Annotated in this window: 15 protein-coding genes; 8 read left to right on the forward strand and 7 right to left on the reverse strand. The window is 72.2% G+C overall.

Annotated elements, in window-relative coordinates; genetic code table 11:
* Positions 1–4: 4 nt before the first annotated feature.
* Positions 5–643: a hypothetical protein gene (locus PJ985_RS04335; RefSeq protein ID WP_271682179.1), complete on the reverse strand. Its 639-nt coding sequence runs from the start codon at positions 641–643 to the stop codon at positions 5–7.
* A gap of 418 nt (positions 644–1,061) precedes the next feature.
* On the opposite strand from PJ985_RS04335, the gene nhaA reads away from it, so the two are divergent.
* From nhaA to PJ985_RS04350, 3 genes are all read left to right on the forward strand, one after another.
* Positions 1,062–2,357: a Na+/H+ antiporter NhaA gene (gene nhaA, locus PJ985_RS04340; protein WP_271682180.1), complete on the forward strand. Its 1,296-nt coding sequence runs from the start codon at positions 1,062–1,064 to the stop codon at positions 2,355–2,357.
* A 278-nt stretch (positions 2,358–2,635) separates the two neighbouring features.
* Positions 2,636–2,833 carry a helix-turn-helix transcriptional regulator gene (locus PJ985_RS04345; protein WP_271682181.1) on the forward strand — a complete coding sequence of 66 codons (198 nt, stop codon included), beginning with the start codon at positions 2,636–2,638 and terminating at the stop codon, positions 2,831–2,833.
* Between the two features lie 184 nt (positions 2,834–3,017).
* A complete protein-coding gene (locus tag PJ985_RS04350; protein WP_443033403.1) occupies positions 3,018–3,296 on the forward strand; it encodes a heavy-metal-associated domain-containing protein in 279 nt (92 codons plus the stop codon).
* Positions 3,297–3,724: 428 nt separating this feature from the next.
* Here the strand turns inward: PJ985_RS04350 and PJ985_RS04355 are convergent, their stop codons facing one another.
* Both PJ985_RS04355 and recD2 read right to left on the reverse strand, forming a co-directional pair.
* The gene (locus tag PJ985_RS04355; RefSeq protein ID WP_271682183.1) at positions 3,725–5,029 is read right to left on the reverse strand and encodes a citrate synthase; all 1,305 of its coding nucleotides are present in this window, start codon (positions 5,027–5,029) and stop codon (positions 3,725–3,727) included.
* Positions 5,030–5,167: 138 nt separating this feature from the next.
* Complete coding sequence (gene recD2, locus PJ985_RS04360; RefSeq protein ID WP_271682184.1) at positions 5,168–7,384, reverse strand: SF1B family DNA helicase RecD2; 2,217 nt, start codon at positions 7,382–7,384, stop codon at positions 5,168–5,170.
* Between the two features lie 383 nt (positions 7,385–7,767).
* Here recD2 and PJ985_RS04365 point away from each other — a divergent pair, with 383 nt between their 5' ends.
* Both PJ985_RS04365 and PJ985_RS04370 read left to right on the forward strand, forming a co-directional pair.
* The gene (locus tag PJ985_RS04365; protein ID WP_271682185.1) at positions 7,768–9,969 is read left to right on the forward strand and encodes a PEP/pyruvate-binding domain-containing protein; all 2,202 of its coding nucleotides are present in this window, start codon (positions 7,768–7,770) and stop codon (positions 9,967–9,969) included.
* A complete protein-coding gene (locus tag PJ985_RS04370) occupies positions 9,966–10,910 on the forward strand; it encodes a hypothetical protein (protein ID WP_271682186.1) in 945 nt (314 codons plus the stop codon). Before PJ985_RS04365 ends, PJ985_RS04370 begins: the two co-directional genes overlap by 4 nt.
* 31 nt (positions 10,911–10,941) lie before the next feature.
* Here the strand turns inward: PJ985_RS04370 and PJ985_RS04375 are convergent, their stop codons facing one another.
* The 3 genes from PJ985_RS04375 to PJ985_RS04385 are packed head-to-tail and all read right to left on the reverse strand — an operon-like array spanning position 10,942 to position 14,112.
* Entirely contained in the window at positions 10,942–11,718 is a 777-nt protein-coding gene (locus tag PJ985_RS04375; RefSeq protein ID WP_271682519.1) for a sugar phosphate isomerase/epimerase family protein, read from the reverse strand.
* A gap of 29 nt (positions 11,719–11,747) precedes the next feature.
* Positions 11,748–12,905, reverse strand: coding sequence for a dihydrodipicolinate synthase family protein (locus PJ985_RS04380; RefSeq protein WP_271682187.1), 1,158 nt, complete (start codon positions 12,903–12,905; stop codon positions 11,748–11,750).
* 34 nt (positions 12,906–12,939) lie between these two features.
* Positions 12,940–14,112, reverse strand: coding sequence for a Gfo/Idh/MocA family protein (locus tag PJ985_RS04385; protein WP_271682188.1), 1,173 nt, complete (start codon positions 14,110–14,112; stop codon positions 12,940–12,942).
* Between the two features lie 116 nt (positions 14,113–14,228).
* Here PJ985_RS04385 and PJ985_RS04390 point away from each other — a divergent pair, with 116 nt between their 5' ends.
* Complete coding sequence (locus PJ985_RS04390) at positions 14,229–15,353, forward strand: LacI family DNA-binding transcriptional regulator (RefSeq protein ID WP_271682189.1); 1,125 nt, start codon at positions 14,229–14,231, stop codon at positions 15,351–15,353.
* A gap of 27 nt (positions 15,354–15,380) precedes the next feature.
* On the opposite strand, the gene PJ985_RS04395 is transcribed toward PJ985_RS04390, so the two are convergent.
* Positions 15,381–15,848 carry a hypothetical protein gene (locus PJ985_RS04395; RefSeq protein ID WP_271682190.1) on the reverse strand — a complete coding sequence of 156 codons (468 nt, stop codon included), beginning with the start codon at positions 15,846–15,848 and terminating at the stop codon, positions 15,381–15,383.
* A 140-nt stretch (positions 15,849–15,988) separates the two neighbouring features.
* On the opposite strand from PJ985_RS04395, the gene PJ985_RS04400 reads away from it, so the two are divergent.
* Positions 15,989–16,471 (forward strand): NUDIX domain-containing protein, encoded by a 483-nt coding sequence (locus tag PJ985_RS04400; RefSeq protein ID WP_271682191.1) that lies wholly within the window; start codon positions 15,989–15,991, stop codon positions 16,469–16,471.
* 109 nt (positions 16,472–16,580) lie between these two features.
* A complete protein-coding gene (locus PJ985_RS04405) occupies positions 16,581–16,808 on the forward strand; it encodes a hypothetical protein (RefSeq protein ID WP_271682192.1) in 228 nt (75 codons plus the stop codon).
* Positions 16,809–16,811 lie beyond the last annotated feature (3 nt).

Below are 16,811 nucleotides of genomic sequence, written 5' to 3' on the forward strand. Positions count from 1 at the left end.
GGCGTCAGCCGAACGGGTCGGCGGTCACGCCCGCGGCGGTGACCCGGAAGAAGTCGCCCTCGACGTCGTAGTCGTAGATCAGCGCGCTGCTCCCCGAGGTGAGCACGCCCAGTTCGTCGGTGCGTATCTGCAGAAGCGCCGTGGAGCCGTCCGGCGCGGTCGCCTCGCCCTGCCCGAAGTCCGCGTCGACCCGGCCGGTGCGCACCAGGCAGATGCTGCCGACGAAGTCGGCGTTGCGCTGCGGGGCGCCGGTGTGCAGCAGCCGGCGCAGGGGCCTGGCCAGCAGCCAGGTGGTGTGCCAGGCGACGAACAGCGCCAGCACGAACCAGGCCCAGCGGATCAGCGGGTCGTCGAAGAGGACGACTCCCACCAGGCTGACGAACCAGGCGGTGAGGACCACCAGGGAGAAGACCAGGGTGACGGGGACGCCGCCGAGGCCGAGGAAACCGAGAAAGCCGGAGTGTCCGGCGGCACCCTCGTGGCCGGAGCCGGAGGAGGCGGGCGGATCGGAGGGGTCGGTGTCCACTCCGTCACCGGAGAGTCCGGTGAGGGCGACGAAGAGCCAGTAGCCGAGGACCACGAGCAGGGGGAACGTGAACACGACGGCCGGAAACTCCAGCGCTGCCGAAACGAAATCCCCCATGCCACATCCCCCTGTAGCGATTCTGGCCATATTTATACGCCACCGGCCCGCTGCCCGGACAGCCGGGGGACGCTCCGGAGCGGGCGGCGGGCGCAGACACCGCCCGGAACGGGGGACGCCCGGGCGGCCTCCCGCGGTTCCCGCCGCGGCCGGCGGTCATGGACGGTCACCGAGCGCTACGAACCTCCGGTGTGATGATTGTCACCGGGAAAGTTCCGGGCGTGCAGGAATGCGGCGAGTCCCGTCGGGCAATGACAGCCGGTGACCACAGCTGGGCATTTGTCCTCTTGCAGGTGATCACCCGGCTACCGGTACGGTATGAGCACAACATCGCGACTGATCGTTGGGTGCGCCGGGAAGTCTGGTCGGCAGTTCGTTCGTACCCGTCCCTGTACTCGCCCTCGGAGGCCCTCCCCCCATGACGCCCCCGTCCGCACCCCATTCCCCCCTGCCCGGCAACTACGCCGAGCGTGACCGCCGTTCCCTGGCCGAATTCTTTCGCCTGGAGGTCTCCGGCGGTCTGATGCTGCTGCTGGCCTCCACGCTGGCGCTCGTACTGGCGAACTCCCCCCTGAGTGAGGGCTACGAGTCCGTCCGGGACCACTACATCGGCCCCGACGCGCTGGGGCTGCGGATGTCGATCGGACACTGGGCGGCCGACGGGCTGCTCGCGGTGTTCTTCTTCATCGTCGGCATCGAGCTGAAACGGGAGATGGTCCTCGGCGAGCTGCGCAACCCGGCCGCCGCCGTACTTCCGGTGGTCGCCGCCATCGGCGGCATGGTGATGCCCGCGCTGGTGTACGTCACCATCGTCGGCTCGCAGGGCGGTGATCTGAACGGCTGGGCCGTTCCGATGGCCACCGACATCGCCTTCGCGCTCGGCGTGCTCGCCGTCGTCGGGCGAAGGCTCCCTTCCGCGCTCCGGGTGTTCCTGCTGACCCTGGCGATCGTCGACGACCTGATCGCCATCACCATCATCGCGGTCTTCTACTCCGCCGACCTCAGCCTGCTGGCACTGGGCGGGTCACTGGCCGGCCTGGTGGTCTTCTACGTCCTGCACAACAAGGGCATCCGCGGCTGGTACATCTACGTGCCGCTCGCCGTCGTCATCTGGGCGCTGATGGTCAACAGCGGCGTGCACGCCACGATCGCCGGCGTGGCGATGGGCATGCTGCTGCGCACCACGACCAACGAAGGCGAGAAGCACTCCCCCGCCGAGACCATCGAGCACCTCGTGCACCCGTACTCGGCCGGTCTGGCGGTGCCGGTGTTCGCCCTGTTCGCCGCCGGCGTCGGGGTCTCGGTCGGCACCGTGACCACCCTCCACCAGCAGCCGGAGGCCCTGGGTGTGATCCTCGGCCTGTTCGCCGGAAAGCTGCTCGGGATCTTCGGTGCGACCTGGCTCGTCGCCAGGTTCACCCGCGCCAAGCTCAATCCGGATCTGAGCTGGCCGGACGTGGCCGGGGCGGCGATGCTGGCCGGTATCGGCTTCACCGTCTCCCTGTTGATCACCGAGCTGGGCTTCTCGGTGGGCGGGGTCATCAGCGCGACGGGTGAGGAAGTGAAGGCCGCCGTGCTCATCGGCTCGGTCCTCTCCGCCACCGGTGCCGCGGTCCTGCTGAGCGCGCGGAACCGCAAGTACGCCGTTTTGGAGGCGGCTCAGGAGAGCGACGGCAGCGCGCCCGCCGAGGTCCCCGCCTCCCGCGACTCCTGACTGCCCGGCCCGTCGCCGCGCGGGCCCGCACCGTTCCGGCCGGACGGCCCGCCTCTCCCGGGAGGCGGGCCGTTCCGCGTCCGTCCCCCGCACCGTCCCGGGCCGGTCACCGCTGTCACCGTTGTGGCCCGCTCCCGTCACAGGTGATCAACAGCCCCTGCCCGGACCGGGACACGGTCGTTGTCCGGCATGCAGGCCCCCGGCCTGCCGTCCGCCGCATCGCGGCTCCCCCGACGGCTGCCGCGCCCCCACCACGCGGCAGAGGAAGGAGCGCAGAGATGACCGACCCCGGGATCTGGTCCTACAAGGAGATCGCCGCGCACATCCGGGTCCAGCCGGCCACCGTCCGCGCCTACCGCAAGCACGGACTGCTCCCGTCCCCGGACCTCGTCCGGGCCGGCAGACCCCTGTGGTACGCCGAGACCATCCGGCAGTGGGTGACCCGGCGGCCCTCCCAGCGGCGCAGACACCGGTGAGCACTCCCCGCCCTGCGCACCGGCCACCGGAAGGGGTCTCGGGTCCTCCTGAAAGCCCGGTACGGCGTCCGGCCGGCCCTCGGGCGGCCCCGGGCCCCTCGGGTGCTCTCCAGGCTCACTGCGGCTCTTCGGCTCCGCCCGGCGAGGCATCGCCGGGCGGAGCCGAAGAGCCGGGACCACTTGAATGATACCCCCGAGGGGTATAGGCTCCGGAGGAGGAAGCCCCGAGAGGAACAAGGAGACCGTCATGAGCAGCACCGCCACGTACAAGATCAGCGGCATGACCTGTGGACACTGCGAAGGGGCCGTCTCCTCGGAAGTGGCGGCACTGCCCGGCGTCACCGAGGCCAAGGCGGAGGCCGCCACCGGCCTTCTCACCGTGACATCGGAGAGCCCGCTGACCGAGGAAGCGCTCCGGGGCGCCGTCGACGAGGCCGGCTACGAGCTGGTCGGCCAGGCCTGAGCCCTCCCCCCCTTCCGGCCCTCAGCACGCAACAGGGCAGACGCCACGGAGAAGCAGAAGTGCCCCGTGCCAGGTCCCCCCACAGGGCCCGGCTCGGGGCACTTCCTTGCCATCGGCCAAGAGCGTCCCCCCACGGGACCCCTGCCTGACAGCTGCCGGCGTGGATCCAGCCGAATCCGCGCTGACACGACCATTAGACCGAACAACCCGGCGAATGGTTGTAAGAAAAACAATGTGACCTGCATCACATCACCTCGGGTGATGCCTCACCCGCCCACAGCAGCCACTGCGGCCTCCCCCGCTCCAAGCCGGCCAGCCGGCTCTGCCCGGCACCCCCGACGGCCCGGTCGGGCACGGCGAAGGCCCGGCCGCACCGTACGGGTGCACCGGGCCCTGCACGGGGACATCACACCCGGTACGAGCGCTTACTAGCGCTGTTCGACCGGAATGTAGTCGCGCTGGACCACTCCGGTGTAAATCTGCCGCGGACGGCCGATACGGGAGCCCGGCTCCGTGATCATCTCGCCCCACTGGGCGATCCATCCCGGCAACCTGCCCATCGCGAACAGCACGGTGAACATGCTGCTCGGGAAGCCCATGGCGCGGTAGATCAGCCCTGTGTAGAAGTCGACGTTGGGGTACAGGTTGCGGGAGACGAAGTAGTCATCGCTGAGCGCGCGCTCCTCCAGCTTGAGCGCGATGTCCAGCAGCGCGTCGGACTTGCCGAGCGCGGACAGGACGTCGTGCGCCGCGTTCTTGATGATCTTCGCGCGCGGGTCGAAGCTCTTGTAGACCCGGTGCCCGAAGCCCATGAGCCGGACGCCGTCCTCCTTGTTCTTCACCTTGCGGATGAACGAGTCGACGTCGCCGCCGCTGGCGTGGATGCTCTCCAGCATCTCCAGCACGGACTGGTTCGCCCCGCCGTGCAGGGGCCCCCACAGAGCGTTGATGCCCGCCGAGATGGAGGCGAAGAGGTTGGCCTGCGAGGAACCGACGAGACGCACCGTCGAGGTCGAGCAGTTCTGCTCGTGGTCGGCGTGCAGGATGAGCAGCTTGTCGAGCGCGCTGACCACGACCGGGTCCAGCTCGTAGGCCTCCGCCGGTACGGAGAAGGTCATGCGGAGGAAGTTCTCCACGTACCCGAGGTCGTTGCTCGGGTAGACCACCGGGTGACCGATCGACTTCTTGTAGGCGTAGGCCGCGATCGTCGGCAGCTTCGCCAGCAGCCTGATGGTCGAGAGGTAACGCTGCTCGTCGTCGAACGGGTTGTGGCTGTCCTGGTAGAACGTCGACAGCGCGCTGACCACCGAGGAAAGCATCGCCATCGGATGGGCGTCCCGCGGGAAACCGTCGTAGAACCGTTTGACGTCCTCGTGGAGCATGGTGTGCTGCGTGATCTTGTGGCGGAACCCGGACAGCTCGTCCACCGAGGGCAGCTCGCCGTAGATCAGCAGGTAGGCCGTCTCCAGGAAGGTGCCGTGCTCGGCCAGCTGCTCGATCGGGTATCCGCGGTAGCGGAGGATGCCCTGCTCACCGTCGAGGTAGGTGATCGCAGACCGGTACGCGGCGGTGTTGCCGTAACCGGAGTCCAGGGTCACCAGACCGGTCTCGGCACGCAGCTTGCCGATGTCGACGCCACGGTCCCCGACCGTGCTGTCGACCAGCGGATAGCGATACTCGCCGTCCGCGTACCGGAGTACTACTGCGCTGTCACTTTCGCGGTGTTCGCTCACGTCATCCCTCACCGACGTAGTGCCTCTGCTTCGAGGTGCCCTGACTGCCTCCACTGTCCCCCATCTGACGCCGCAGCGTGCACTCGGGGTCTGCCAATGGGCTGGATTCTGGCACGCCGTGCCGCCCAACCCGGTACATCACGGGCATAGCCGCCCCGCCAGCCGGGCGTCCAGGGCGGTGCACCGCCGCCCCGCGGAGACACTGCGCACCGCCTGCCCCAGCGCCCGCCGGGACCCCACGAGCACGACCAGGTGCTTCGCCCGGGTGACAGCCGTGTACAGGAGGTTCCGCTGGAGCATCATCCAGGCGCTCGTCGTCACCGGGATCACCACGCAGGGGTACTCGCTGCCCTGCGAGCGGTGGATGGTGACGGCGTAGGCGTGCGCCAGCTCGTCCAGCTCCGAGAACTCGTAGGCCACCTCCTCGTCCTCGTCGGTGAGCACCGTCAGGCGCTGTTCGTCCGGGTCCAGACCGGTCACGACTCCGACCGTGCCGTTGAAGACTCCGTTCGCGCCCTTCTCATAATTGTTCCGGATCTGCGTGACCTTGTCACCGACCCGGAAGACACGGCCGCCGAAACGCTTCTCGGGAAGGCCGGGACGCGCCGGCGTCACCGACTGCTGCAACAGCCCGTTCAGCACCCCCGCCCCCGCCGGACCGCGGTGCATGGGGGTGAGCACCTGGACATCGCGCCGCGGATCGAGGCCGAATTTCGCCGGAATCCGGCGGGCCGCGACGTCGACGGTGAGCCGTCCCGCCTCCTCCGTGTCGTCCTCCACGAAGAGAAAGAAGTCCGGCAGGCCCTGGGTCAGCGGCGGAAGGCCCTCGTTGATCCGGTGGGCGTTGGTCACCACCCCGGACTGCTGGGCCTGCCGGAAGATCTGAGTGAGCCGGACAGCCGGTACCGGGCTGCCCTCCGCGAGCAGGTCGCGAAGCACCTCCCCGGCGCCGACCGACGGCAGTTGGTCCACGTCTCCCACCAGCAGCAGGTGGGCCCCCGGCGCCACCGCCTTGACCAGCTTGTTCGCCAGCAGGAGATCGAGCATCGAGGCTTCGTCGACCACCACCAGATCGGCGTCCAGCGGCCGGTCCCGGTCGAAGGCGGCGTCCCCGCCCGGCTTCAGCTCCAGCAGCCGGTGCACCGTGGACGCCTCCGCGCCGGTCAGCTCGGCGAGCCGCTTGGCCGCCCGCCCCGTCGGGGCGGCGAGGACCACCGTCGCACCCTTCGCCCGGGCCAGCTCCACGACGGAACGCACAGTGAAGGACTTCCCGCAGCCCGGCCCGCCGGTGAGCACCGCGACCTTCTCCGTCAGCGCCAGCCGCACCGCCTCCCGCTGTCCGGGCGCGAGGTCCGCGCCCGTACGGCCCGCCAGCCAGCTCAGGGCCCGCTCCCAGTCGACGTCCCGGAAGGACGGCAACCGGTCCGCTTCAGCGTGCAGCAGCCGGCGGAGCTGCCCCGCCAGGGACAGCTCCGCCCGGTGGAACGGCACCAGGTAGACGGCGGTACGGGTGCCTTCCGGGTCGTCGGGGTCGGGCACCGCCTCCCGCACCACCCCCTCGTCCTCACCCGCCAGCTCGCCCAGGCAGTCGATGACCAGGCCGGTGTCCACCTGCAGCAGCTTCACCGCATCCGCGATCAGGCGCTCCTCGGGGAGGTAGCAGTGCCCCTGGTCGGCGGACTGGGACAACGCGTACTGCAGGCCCGCCTTCACCCGCTCCGGGCTGTCGTGCGGAATGCCGACGGCCTGCGCGATGCGGTCGGCGGTGAGGAACCCGATGCCCCACACCTCCGCGGCGAGCCGGTACGGCTGGTTCTTCACCACGGAGATCGAGGCGTCCCCGTACTTCTTGTAGATCCGCACCGCGATGGAGGTGGACACCTCGACGCCCTGAAGAAAGACCATGACCTCCTTGATGGCCTTCTGCTCCTCCCACGCCGCGGCGATCAGCGCGGTGCGCTTGGGGCCGAGCCCGGGAACGGCGATGAGCTGCTTGGCGTCGGCCTCGATGACGTCCAGCGTCCCGGTCCCGAAATGCTCGACGATCCGGTCCGCAGTCACCGGCCCGATGCCCTTGATCAGCCCGGAGCCCAGGTAGCGGCGGATGCCCTGCACCGTGGCGGGGAGCACGGTGGTGTAGTTCTCCACGGTGAACTGCCGCCCGTACTGCGGGTGGGAACTCCAGCGGCCCTCCATCCGCAGCGACTCACCGACCTGAGCCCCCAGCAGCGCACCGACGACCGTCAGCAGTTCACCGCCCCTGCCCGCGTCGACCCGGGCCACGGTGTAGCCGTTGTCCTCGTTGGCGTAGGTGATGCGCTCGAGGACGCCCTCGAGTACGGCGCTCTGCGACATGGCACGACGGTAACGGAGGCAGCGGACAACGGGGGCGCCCGGCCACGGGTGACGGGACGGCAGCCGCCCCGGAGCGGCCGGGGGACCCAGCTCCGGGCTGGGCCCTCCGGCTCCCCTCCTGCTCCCCCGTGTTCCCCCCGGTACGACCCACGGCCATCCGGAAGGGTTGCCCAACGGACCGTGTGGTTCAGGCCGTTTCCGGCGCGATCCGGTGACCCCGCAACCGGACGGTCCACCGGGCCGCCGGCCACGGCTCTCTCCCGCACCCCCGCGGCCGAGGCGCCACCGGGATACGGGATTCTTGACTTGTCCCGTTCAGCTGTCAGGCACGGGACGCTGCCGTGCGTCCCTCCAGGACGTGACGCAAGGGGGAGGGGACACACATGATCACGACCGGCGGCCCCGGAGAGATACTCCGGCTGGACGATCCACGAGCCCGGAACACCGAGCTGACCGGTGGCAAGGCCACGCACCTGGCCCGCGCGGCGGCGGCCGGGCTCAGGGTTCTGCCGGGCTTCGTCGTCCTCGCACCCGGGGCACCCGGGTGCGCCCCTCCGTCCCCGGCCGTCCGGTCCGCCTGGCAGGAGCTCAGCGCGGACAGCACCCTGCCCCTGGTGGTGCGCTCCTCCTCCGCCCATGAGGACACCGCGGAGTCCTCCATGGCCGGCCAGTTCGCCTCCGTACTGGACGTCCGCGGCTGGGACGCCTTCCTCGCCGCGCTGGCCACCGTCCGCGCCTCCGCCGGACCGGACGGCGCACCGATGCCGGTGCTCGTCCAGCCGATGCTGCGCTCCCGCGTCGGAGGGGTGCTGTTCAGCGCCGACCCCGTCACCGGACGCACCGACCGGATCCTCGTCAGCGCGGTGCGCGGCGGCCCGGACAGCCTGGTCAGCGGGGAGCTCCCGGGCACCAGCCTCCACCTCACCCGGCTCGGCCGGCTGTTGCGCGCCGAACCCTCCGAGCCGTCCGTCCCGCTCGGCCGGAGCGAGCTGCTCCGCCTCGCCGCCCTCGCCCGGCGGGCCGAACGGGTCTTCGGCAGCCCGCAGGACATCGAATTCGGCTTCGACGCATGGGACGGCCGGCTGTGGCTGTTCCAGAGCCGGCCGATCACCGCGATGGCCCCCCGGCCCGCCCGCCGGGCCCGGCTGCTCGGTGCGGGACCCATCGCCGAAACCCTGCCGGGCGTGCTCCAGCCGCTCGAGGAGGACCTGTGGGTGGTGCCGATGGCCCACGGTCTGGCCACCGCGCTGCACCTCGGCGGCACCGCCGCCCGGCGCACCCTGCGCACAGTGCCGGCCGTCACCACCGTGGAGGGCCGGGCCGTGGCGGACCTGGGACTGCTCGGCGTCACCGGGGAACGCCGCCGGTTCCGCAGCCGCCTCAACCCGCTGCCCGGATTCCGCAAGCTGGCCGCCTCCTGGCGCGTCGGACGGCTGCGCGTCACCCTTCCGCAGCTGGCCGCCGCGCTGCTCGCGGACGTCGACCGGGAGCTCACCGGGACGGCGCCGCCCCCCGCCCTCACTCCGGACGACCTGCTCGGCGCCCTGCGGTGGAGCCGTGCCGTTCTGGTGGCGCTGCACGCCCAGGAGGCGCTGGCCGGCGGGCTGCTCCCGGCGGCGGAGGGCACCGCCGCGGCCTGCGCGCTGGCCGCTCTCGAGGACGGCCGGGAACGCGGGGTGTCCGGCACCCGGCTCATCGCCGACCGCCCCGAGGTGCTCACTCTCGTCCCGCCCAGCCTCACCGAACCGCCCGTGCTGCCCGTGCTGCCCGCACCGGCCGGATCGCCGGCCCGGCCCCGGCGCGCCACCGGGAGCGGGCAGGCCGGCCGCGCACCGGAGGTCGCCACGCTGCCGGTACGGGAGGGCCTGCGGCTGCGGATCCGCTGGGTGCACGAGTTCCAGACCAGGCTCGTGCACGAGGCGGCAGCCCGGCTGCCGGAGCCCGTCCCCTGCCGGGGGGCGCTCCTGCACTGGGCCGAACTGGAGCGCGCCGTGCTGGACGGAGAGCTGCCGGACGGTTTCCGCGGCCGGGTCCCGCGCACCGCAGCCGCCCCACTGCCGGACCGGTTCCGGCTGGCGGACGGCGGACATGTCGTTCCCGAGCACCACCGGGGCCAGGGCGAGGGCGCGGGCCAGGGAGTCTCCGGCGGCCGGATCACCGGCACCGCCTGGGACGGCACGGGACCGGCGCCCGCCGACGCGGTGCTCGTCGTCCGGACCCTGGACCCGGCGCTGGCGCCGCTCCTTCCCCGCCTCGCCGGGCTGGTCGCCCAGACCGGCAGTCCGCTGTCCCACCTCGCGGTACTCGCACGGGAGCTACGGCTGCCCGCCGTCACCGGGGTGCCGGACGCGGTACTCCGCTTCCCGCCGGGCTCCCCGGTCCTCGTGGACGGCGTGACCGGCGAAGTCACCGGCACGGAACCCGTCGGCACCCCGGTGCCGGCCGCATACCCGGCCCGGGAGGAAACGCCGCGGAGAGCGGCCCCGCGCACCCCGGCCGGCGCACCCGGGCCGGCCCCCGGAGCCCGGGTGCCGGCCCAGGCCGGGAAGAACGACGCAGTCCGGAGAGCCGGGGCCCGCCCATGACGAACCTCAGGCCCCTCACACTCCTCGTCCAGCTGGGCGCCGGGTCCGCCGCGGTGGGCGCTGCCGCCTACCTGGTGATCTACCTGTACCGCTGGCAATGGCAGCGGGCCGTCCTCTCCGGCGTCCTGCTGCTGATCGTCCTGGTGCTGACGCTCGGGTTCGTCCTGCTGGACCGGCTGACCCGTCTGGAGAAGCGCATCGAAGCCGGGGACCGGCGGCAGCAGGACATCCTGGCCCAGCTCCGGGAGGCCGACCGCACAGCCCGCACGGAGCACCCCGACCGCGGCAGGCGCTTCCCCTGGCTCGAGGACCCGGCCGACCCGGCCCGCCACCACACCCACGTGTTCGTGCCCATCCTGATGGCCGCAGGTGTCGCGATGTCCGGGCTGGCCTGGGTCGTGGAACGCCTCGCCCGCCACACCGTCCGGCCCGCCGCACAGCAGCGCCTGAGCGGCCGGCTCGCGCCGCTGGCCGCGCCGACCGGAGGCACCGGTGGCCGGCACGCGAACCTGCCGGAGGTTCCCGGTCTCCCCGGCGGACCCCCGCGCCGGCCGCTGCTGACCGCCCTCGGCACCCTGCTGGCCGCCGGGGCGGTCACCGGCCTCGTCGTCGGTCTGGCGGCGCTCACGCAGACAGCACCACCGGAACGCGGCGCCGGAGCGGCGACCTCGGTGGTGTTCAGCGTCGACCGGAACGAGGTGACGGAGCTCCGCGGCGACCTGGCCGCCCGGCAGACCTGGGAACGCTGCCGGGACGCCACCTCCGTACCACTGCACGGCGCCGGACTGGTCCCGCTGGGCGAAGGCGACTACGCCGGCACCGTCCGGCCGGCCCTGACCGGCCACGACGAGCAGCGGCTCAAGGGCTGCCTGGAGGATCTGCGCGTCGACCGGGTGCTGGTCACGGTCAGCGGCATCGGCCGGATCGACGGCGACGGCTGACCGCACCGGGCCGGCCGGCCGTCCCCGGCGGTCAGCCGGTGCTCCGGAATCGTTCGGCGGTCTCCCTCAGCACCTCCAGGCCGTCGCGCGCCCACATCGCCTCGTTGAAGATCTCCACCTCGACGGGGCCGTCGAAGCCCGTGGCGTCCACCTGCTCACGGAACCAGGGCAGATCGATGCAGCCGTCGCCGAGCTGGCCCCGGCCGGTCAGCACTCCCTCGGGGAGCGGGGTCGTCCAGTCGGCCAGCTGGAAGCTGTGGATGCGGCCGGCCGCCCCCGCGCGGCTGATCTGCTGCGCCACGGTGTCGTCCCACCACAGGTGATAGGTGTCGACGACCACCCCGACCTGCCCGGCCGGGAACGGCTCCGCCAGGTCAAGGGCCTGGGCGAGCGTGGAGACGACGCAGCGGTCCGCGGCGTACATCGGGTGCAGCGGCTCGATGGCGAGCCGTACCCCGCGCTCGGCCGCGTAGGGCGCCAGGGTGGCCAGCGCCTCGCTGATCAGCTGCCGGGCGGCGGCCAGGTCCCGGCTGCCGGGCGGCAGCCCGCCGGAGACCAGCACCAGAGTGCCGGTGCCCAGCGCAGCCGCCTCGTCGATGGCGGCGCGGTTGTCGTCCAGGCTCGTGGCGGTGGTGAAGAAGCCGCCGCGGCACAGCGAGGTGACGGCCAGCCCGGCGTCCCGCACCAGCCGGTGCGCGGCGTCCACACCGTAGGCCTGCACCGGTTCGCGCCACAGCCCCACGCCCGGGATGCCCAGCTCCGTGCAGCCCGCGACCAGCTCGGGCAGGGACAGCTGTTTCACCGTCATCTGGTTGACCGAGAGACGGCTCAGCCCGTTCACCTGACCACCCCGTACAGTGCGAGGAGCTGCCGCATCCGGGCCTCGGCCAGCACCGGGTCGGGGAACAGTCCGATTCCGTCCGCCAGTTCGTAGGCGCGGGCGAAGTGCGGGAGTGAACGGGCCGACTGCAGGCCGCCGACCATGGCGAAGTGCTCCTGGTGCCCGGCCAGCCAGGCGAGGAAGACCACCCCCGTCTTGTAGTAACGGGTGGGCGGCTGGAACAGATGGCGGGAGAGTCCGACCGTGGGGTCGAGCAGTTCCCGGAAGCCCTCCGTGTCACCGGTGTCCAGCACCCGGACCGCCTCCGCGGCCAGGGGGCCCAGCGGGTCGAAGATGCCCAGCAGAGCGTGGCTGAAGCCGCGTTCGTCGCCCGCGATCAACTCGGGGTAGTGGAAGTCGTCACCGGTGTAGCAGCGCACCCCGTCCGGCAGCCGGCGGCGCAGCTCCACCTCCCGCCGGGCGTCCAGCAGGGATACCTTGACGCCCTCCACCTTGTCGGCGTGCGCTGCGATGAGGTCCAGGAAGGTGTCGGTGGCGGCATCGAGGTCGGTGCTGCCCCAGTAGCCGGTCAGGGCGGGATCGAACATCGGGCCGAGCCAGTGCAGGATGACCGGCTCCGTCGCCTGGCGCAGCAGCCGGCCGTAGATGCCGGCGTAGTCCTCGGGGCCGGAGGCACAGGCGGCCAGCGCCCGGGAGGCCATCAGGACGGCACGGGCGCCGGTGCTCTCCACGAGCTCCAGCTGCTCCTCGTACGCGGCCCGGACCTCGGCGAGCCCGGCCGGCCCGGTGAGCTGATCGGTCCCCGCGCCGCAGGCGATCAGACCGCCGGTGGCCCGGGCCTCAGCGGCGGACCGGCGGATCAGCTCGGCGGCCTGCGGCCAGCCCAGGCCCATGCCGCGCTGCGCGGTGTCCATGGCTTCGGCCACTCCGAGACCGTGCGACCAGAGGTGGCGGCGGAAGGCGAGGGTGGCGTCCCAGTCGACGGCGGCCGGCCCGTCCGGGGTGCTGTCGGCAAAGGGGTCCGCGACGACGTGCGCCGCGGAGTACACGGTCCGGGACGCCGGGGGAGCACCGCCGGCCGGGCGGGCAGCGGGCTGGGCACGGGGGGTGTACGGGCGCAACGTCCCGTCGGGTGCGGGCAGATGAAGGGTCATGGTCGTCTCTCGTCTCTTCGGGTCCCGGCCACGTTCACAGCTTCAGCTCCGGGACGGCCATCCGGCGCCCCTCGGCGGAGGACTTCAGGCCCAGCTCGGCCAGCTGCACGCCCCGGGCGCCCGCCAGGAGGTCCCAGGTGTAGGGCTCGTCCAGCACCACGTGGCGCAGGAACAGCTCCCACTGAGTCTTGAAGCCGTTGTCGAACACCGTGTTGTCCGGCACGTCCTGCCACTGGTCGCGGAAGACCTCGGTGGCCGGGAGGTCCGGGTTCCACACCGGCTTCGGGGTGGTGGAGCGGTGCTGCACCCGGCAGTTGCGCAGCCCGGCAACGGCGGAGCCCTCCGTGCCGTCCACCTGGAACTCCACCAGCTCATCCCGGTTGACCCGCACCGACCAGGAGGAGTTGATCTGCGCGATGACGCCGCCGGCCAGCTCGAAGATGCCGTAGGCCGCGTCGTCGGCGGTGGCCGGGTAGGCGTTGCCGCTCTCGTCCCAGCGCTGCCGGATGTGGGTGGTGGTCAGTGCCTGCACGGACTCGACCCGGCCGAACAGCTCGTCCAGGACGTAGTCCCAGTGCGGGAACATGTCGACGACGATGCCGCCGCCGTCCTCGGACCGGTAGTTCCACGAGGGACGCTGGGCGTCCTGCCAGTCGCCCTCGAACACCCAGTAGCCGAACTCGCCGCGCACTGACAGGATCTCGCCGAAGAAGCCGCCGTCGATGAGCCGCTTGAGCTTCAGCAGGCCCGGAAGGAACAGCTTGTCCTGCACGACGCCGTGCTTGATTCCGGCGTCCTGGGCCAGCCGGGCCAGCTCCAGGGCGCCGTCGAGCCCGGTCGCGGTGGGCTTCTCGGTGTAGATGTGCTTTCCGGCGGCGATCGCCTTCCGGATGGCGGCCTCACGGGCGAGCGTCACCTGGGCGTCGAAGTAGAGGTCGACTCCGTCGTCGGCGAGCACGGCGTCCAGGTCGGTGGAGACCGCGTCGGGTTCGAGCCCGTGCCGTTCGGCGAGCGCGCGCAGTGCGTGCTCCCGGCGGCCGACGAGCACCGGCTCGGGCCAGATGACCGTGCCGTCGCCCAGGTCGACGCCGCCCTGCTCCCGGATGGCGAGGATCGAACGGACCAGGTGCTGGCGGTATCCCATCCGCCCGGTGACGCCGTTCATGGCGATCCGGACGATTCTGCGCTCCGCGGCCGAGTGGGCCATGGCCGGACTCCTTTGTGTTGTTCGGGTAGTAAGCGCTTTCTATCAGGAGAGAAGTTAACCTGCCCCCAGCGCCCTCGACAAGACGTGCGCGGGCGGCACCGGGGAGGAACGAAGTCATGACAGTGACGCTGGCCGACGTGGCGGCCCGGGCCGGGGTCTCGGCTGCGACGGTCTCCCGGGTACTCAACGGCAACTACCCGGTCGCCGGCGACACCCGCACCCGCGTCCTGCGCGCCGTGGAGGAGCTGGAGTACGTGGTGAACGGCCCGGCCAGCTCGCTGGCCGCCGCCACCTCCGACCTGATCGGCATCCTGGTCAACGACATCGCGGACCCCTTCTTCGGGGTGCTGGCGAGCGCCGTTCAGTCCCAGATCAGCCCACTGGGCTCCGGCCGGGTGCAGAAGCTGGCCGTGATCTGCAACACCGGAGGCTCACCCGAGCGTGAGCTCACCTACCTCACCCTCCTCCAGCGCCAGCGGGCCGCCGCCGTGGTGCTCACGGGCGGCGCCGTGGAGGACCCCGCGCACACCCGCGCACTGGCCGCCCGGCTCCGTCGGCTGGAGGCGGCGGGCGCCCGCGTCATCCTGTGCGGCCGCCCCCCGCTGGCCCTTCCGGACACCCTCCCGGACCCCTCCGCCGGCACGGACGGAACGGGCGGCACAGCAGATGAGGGCGGCGAGCCCGGCACCATCGGGCGGTGCACCCTGACCTTCGACAACCGCGGCGGGGCCCGCCGCCTCACCGAGCACCTGCTCTCCCTCGGCCACCGCACCGTCGGCTACCTCGCCGGCCCGGCCGCCCGCACCACCACCCGGCACCGCCTGGAGGGCCACCGTGCCGCCCTGGCCGCCGCCGGGCTCGGGGCGGACCGCGAACGACTCACCGTCCACGGCGCGTTCACCCGCTCTTCCGGCTACGAGGGGGCACAGGAGCTGCTGCGCCGGGAACCCGGACTGACCGCCGTCCTCGCCGCCAACGACACCGTGGCCCTCGGCGCCACCGCCGCCCTGCGCGAGCAAGGGCTGCGCATCCCTGAGGACATTTCCGTCACCGGCTTCGACGACCTGCCGTTCGCCGCCGACGCGGCCCCGGCCCTCACCACCGTCCGGATCCCGCTCCACGAGGCGGGGGTCCGCGCCGGACGTCTGGCCATGGGACTGGAGACCCCGCCGGAGGGCGGTCCGGCCACCGTCCCCGCCGACCTGATGATCCGCGCCTCCACCGCCCCGCCCCGCCCCTGACCCCGCAGGACCGCTGCCCGTGCCGGCTCAGCGAACCAGTGCGGAGGCAGCGGAGACGAACTCTTCGATGGCTTGTTTCGCCCGGGCGTCCCGTACGTCCCGGTCCGCCCCGTCCTCGGCAATCGACACCTCCCGGGTGCACCGATACGCCTGCTCGGCCGTGCGTGTCACTTCTCCGTCCTCGGTGAGCAGCCTGACCCGGTAGAGCGCTTGCCGCGCCCTGGTCCGGAGGAGGTGTGCCTCGTCCCGTGCCGCCCGGTAGGCCTTCCCGTCCGGGTCCTCCTGCCCGCTGTACCAGCGCTTGGCCTGGCCGTGACGGTAGTCCTCCACTGCTCCGGCGAACGTGCTGTACGCGGTGATGCGTTCCTGCCGCAGCGCCTCGGAGCGCGTGAACAGCTCGGTGCGTTTGGCCGCGAGGCGCTGGAAGGTGTGCGTGACCACGGACCCCAGCAAGGTCCCCGCCACCGCTACGGCACTTGTCCAGATAATCTCCACCGCACCAGTCGATCACAGGCACCCGACGCCGCGGGCGGACATGGCCGCACTTCCGCCCTGGTGGGCGGCCTTGCCGGATCGGCTCCGGCCCGGTGGACGGGGCTGTCCGGAGACCGGGGTGACACCGTAGGGTCGGCGCCATGACGGGATCTTCTGCCGTGCCGCTGGCCACCGGTCCGCTGGGGATGAAACTGCTGGCCTTCGAACGGGTGCCGGAAGAGACCCGGTTCACCGACTTCGAGCTGACCTACGTGCTGGTCGCACTCTGGTACGGGGATCTGCTGCTGCTGGTACGAGTGCGCGGACGGGACTGCTGGGAGCTGCCGGGCGGCGGCATCGACGCGGGTGAGACACCCCGGGAGGCAGCGGTGCGGGAGCTGCTGGAGGAGTCCGGGCAGGTTGTCGCGCCGGAGGCGTTGCGCTTCGCGGGGTTCGCCCGGACCGCGCTGCCCAACCGCCGGATCCGCTACGGCGGGCTCTTCACGGCCCGGGTCACCGGGCGGACGGAGTTCGCACCGAGCGACGAGATCAGCGCGATCAGCTGGTGGGACCAGCGAGCGGAGCTGCCCGGCGGGCAGCTCCAGACGGTCGACAGCTATCTCGCGCGCCTGACCCGGGACTGACCCGTCCGGTTCGGGCACCACCGGCGGACGGCGGGCCCGGCGGTGGCCCCGGCCGCGCGGCGGCGATATCCGGCTGCGGCGGGCCGGTCCGCGGCGTAGCGTCCCGCTCATGGGCACGGCACACGGATTCCGGTTCGAGGAGCACGCCGACGGCAGCGTGCGCATCACCCACCACGGCCGGCCGGCTGCCGTCCTCCGCGGCTCCCGGGCCGGGGAGTTCCGGGCCGAGGTCACCGCGGGCGATCCGCAGCAGGTGATGGCCCGCTGGACGGGCAACTACCGCCGGGGCAACGAACGGACCGCCCGCGACCACCCGCGGAACCGCCGCCGGCGGTGACGG

This window comes from Streptomyces sp. ACA25, assembly GCF_028200735.1.
Lineage (GTDB): Bacteria > Actinomycetota > Actinomycetes > Streptomycetales > Streptomycetaceae > Streptomyces.

Excerpts from the sequence above, each read along its gene's own strand:
- PJ985_RS04365 (WP_271682185.1), top strand. The coding sequence starts at position 7,768 with ATGATCACGACCGGCGGCCCCGGAGAGATACTCCGGCTGGACGATCCA.
- PJ985_RS04400 (WP_271682191.1), top strand. The coding sequence starts at position 15,989 with ATGACGGGATCTTCTGCCGTGCCGCTGGCCACCGGTCCGCTGGGGATG.
- PJ985_RS04380 (WP_271682187.1), bottom strand. The coding sequence starts at position 12,905 with ATGACCCTTCATCTGCCCGCACCCGACGGGACGTTGCGCCCGTACACC.
- PJ985_RS04335 (WP_271682179.1), bottom strand. The coding sequence starts at position 643 with ATGGGGGATTTCGTTTCGGCAGCGCTGGAGTTTCCGGCCGTCGTGTTC.
- PJ985_RS04385 (WP_271682188.1), bottom strand. The coding sequence starts at position 14,112 with ATGGCCCACTCGGCCGCGGAGCGCAGAATCGTCCGGATCGCCATGAAC.
- PJ985_RS04345 (WP_271682181.1), top strand. The coding sequence starts at position 2,636 with ATGACCGACCCCGGGATCTGGTCCTACAAGGAGATCGCCGCGCACATC.
- recD2 (WP_271682184.1), bottom strand. The coding sequence starts at position 7,384 with ATGTCGCAGAGCGCCGTACTCGAGGGCGTCCTCGAGCGCATCACCTAC.
- PJ985_RS04370 (WP_271682186.1), top strand. The coding sequence starts at position 9,966 with ATGACGAACCTCAGGCCCCTCACACTCCTCGTCCAGCTGGGCGCCGGG.
- PJ985_RS04405 (WP_271682192.1), top strand. The coding sequence starts at position 16,581 with ATGGGCACGGCACACGGATTCCGGTTCGAGGAGCACGCCGACGGCAGC.
- PJ985_RS04390 (WP_271682189.1), top strand. The coding sequence starts at position 14,229 with ATGACAGTGACGCTGGCCGACGTGGCGGCCCGGGCCGGGGTCTCGGCT.
- PJ985_RS04375 (WP_271682519.1), bottom strand. The coding sequence starts at position 11,718 with ATGACGGTGAAACAGCTGTCCCTGCCCGAGCTGGTCGCGGGCTGCACG.
- nhaA (WP_271682180.1), top strand. The coding sequence starts at position 1,062 with ATGACGCCCCCGTCCGCACCCCATTCCCCCCTGCCCGGCAACTACGCC.
- PJ985_RS04350 (WP_443033403.1), top strand. The coding sequence starts at position 3,018 with ATGATACCCCCGAGGGGTATAGGCTCCGGAGGAGGAAGCCCCGAGAGG.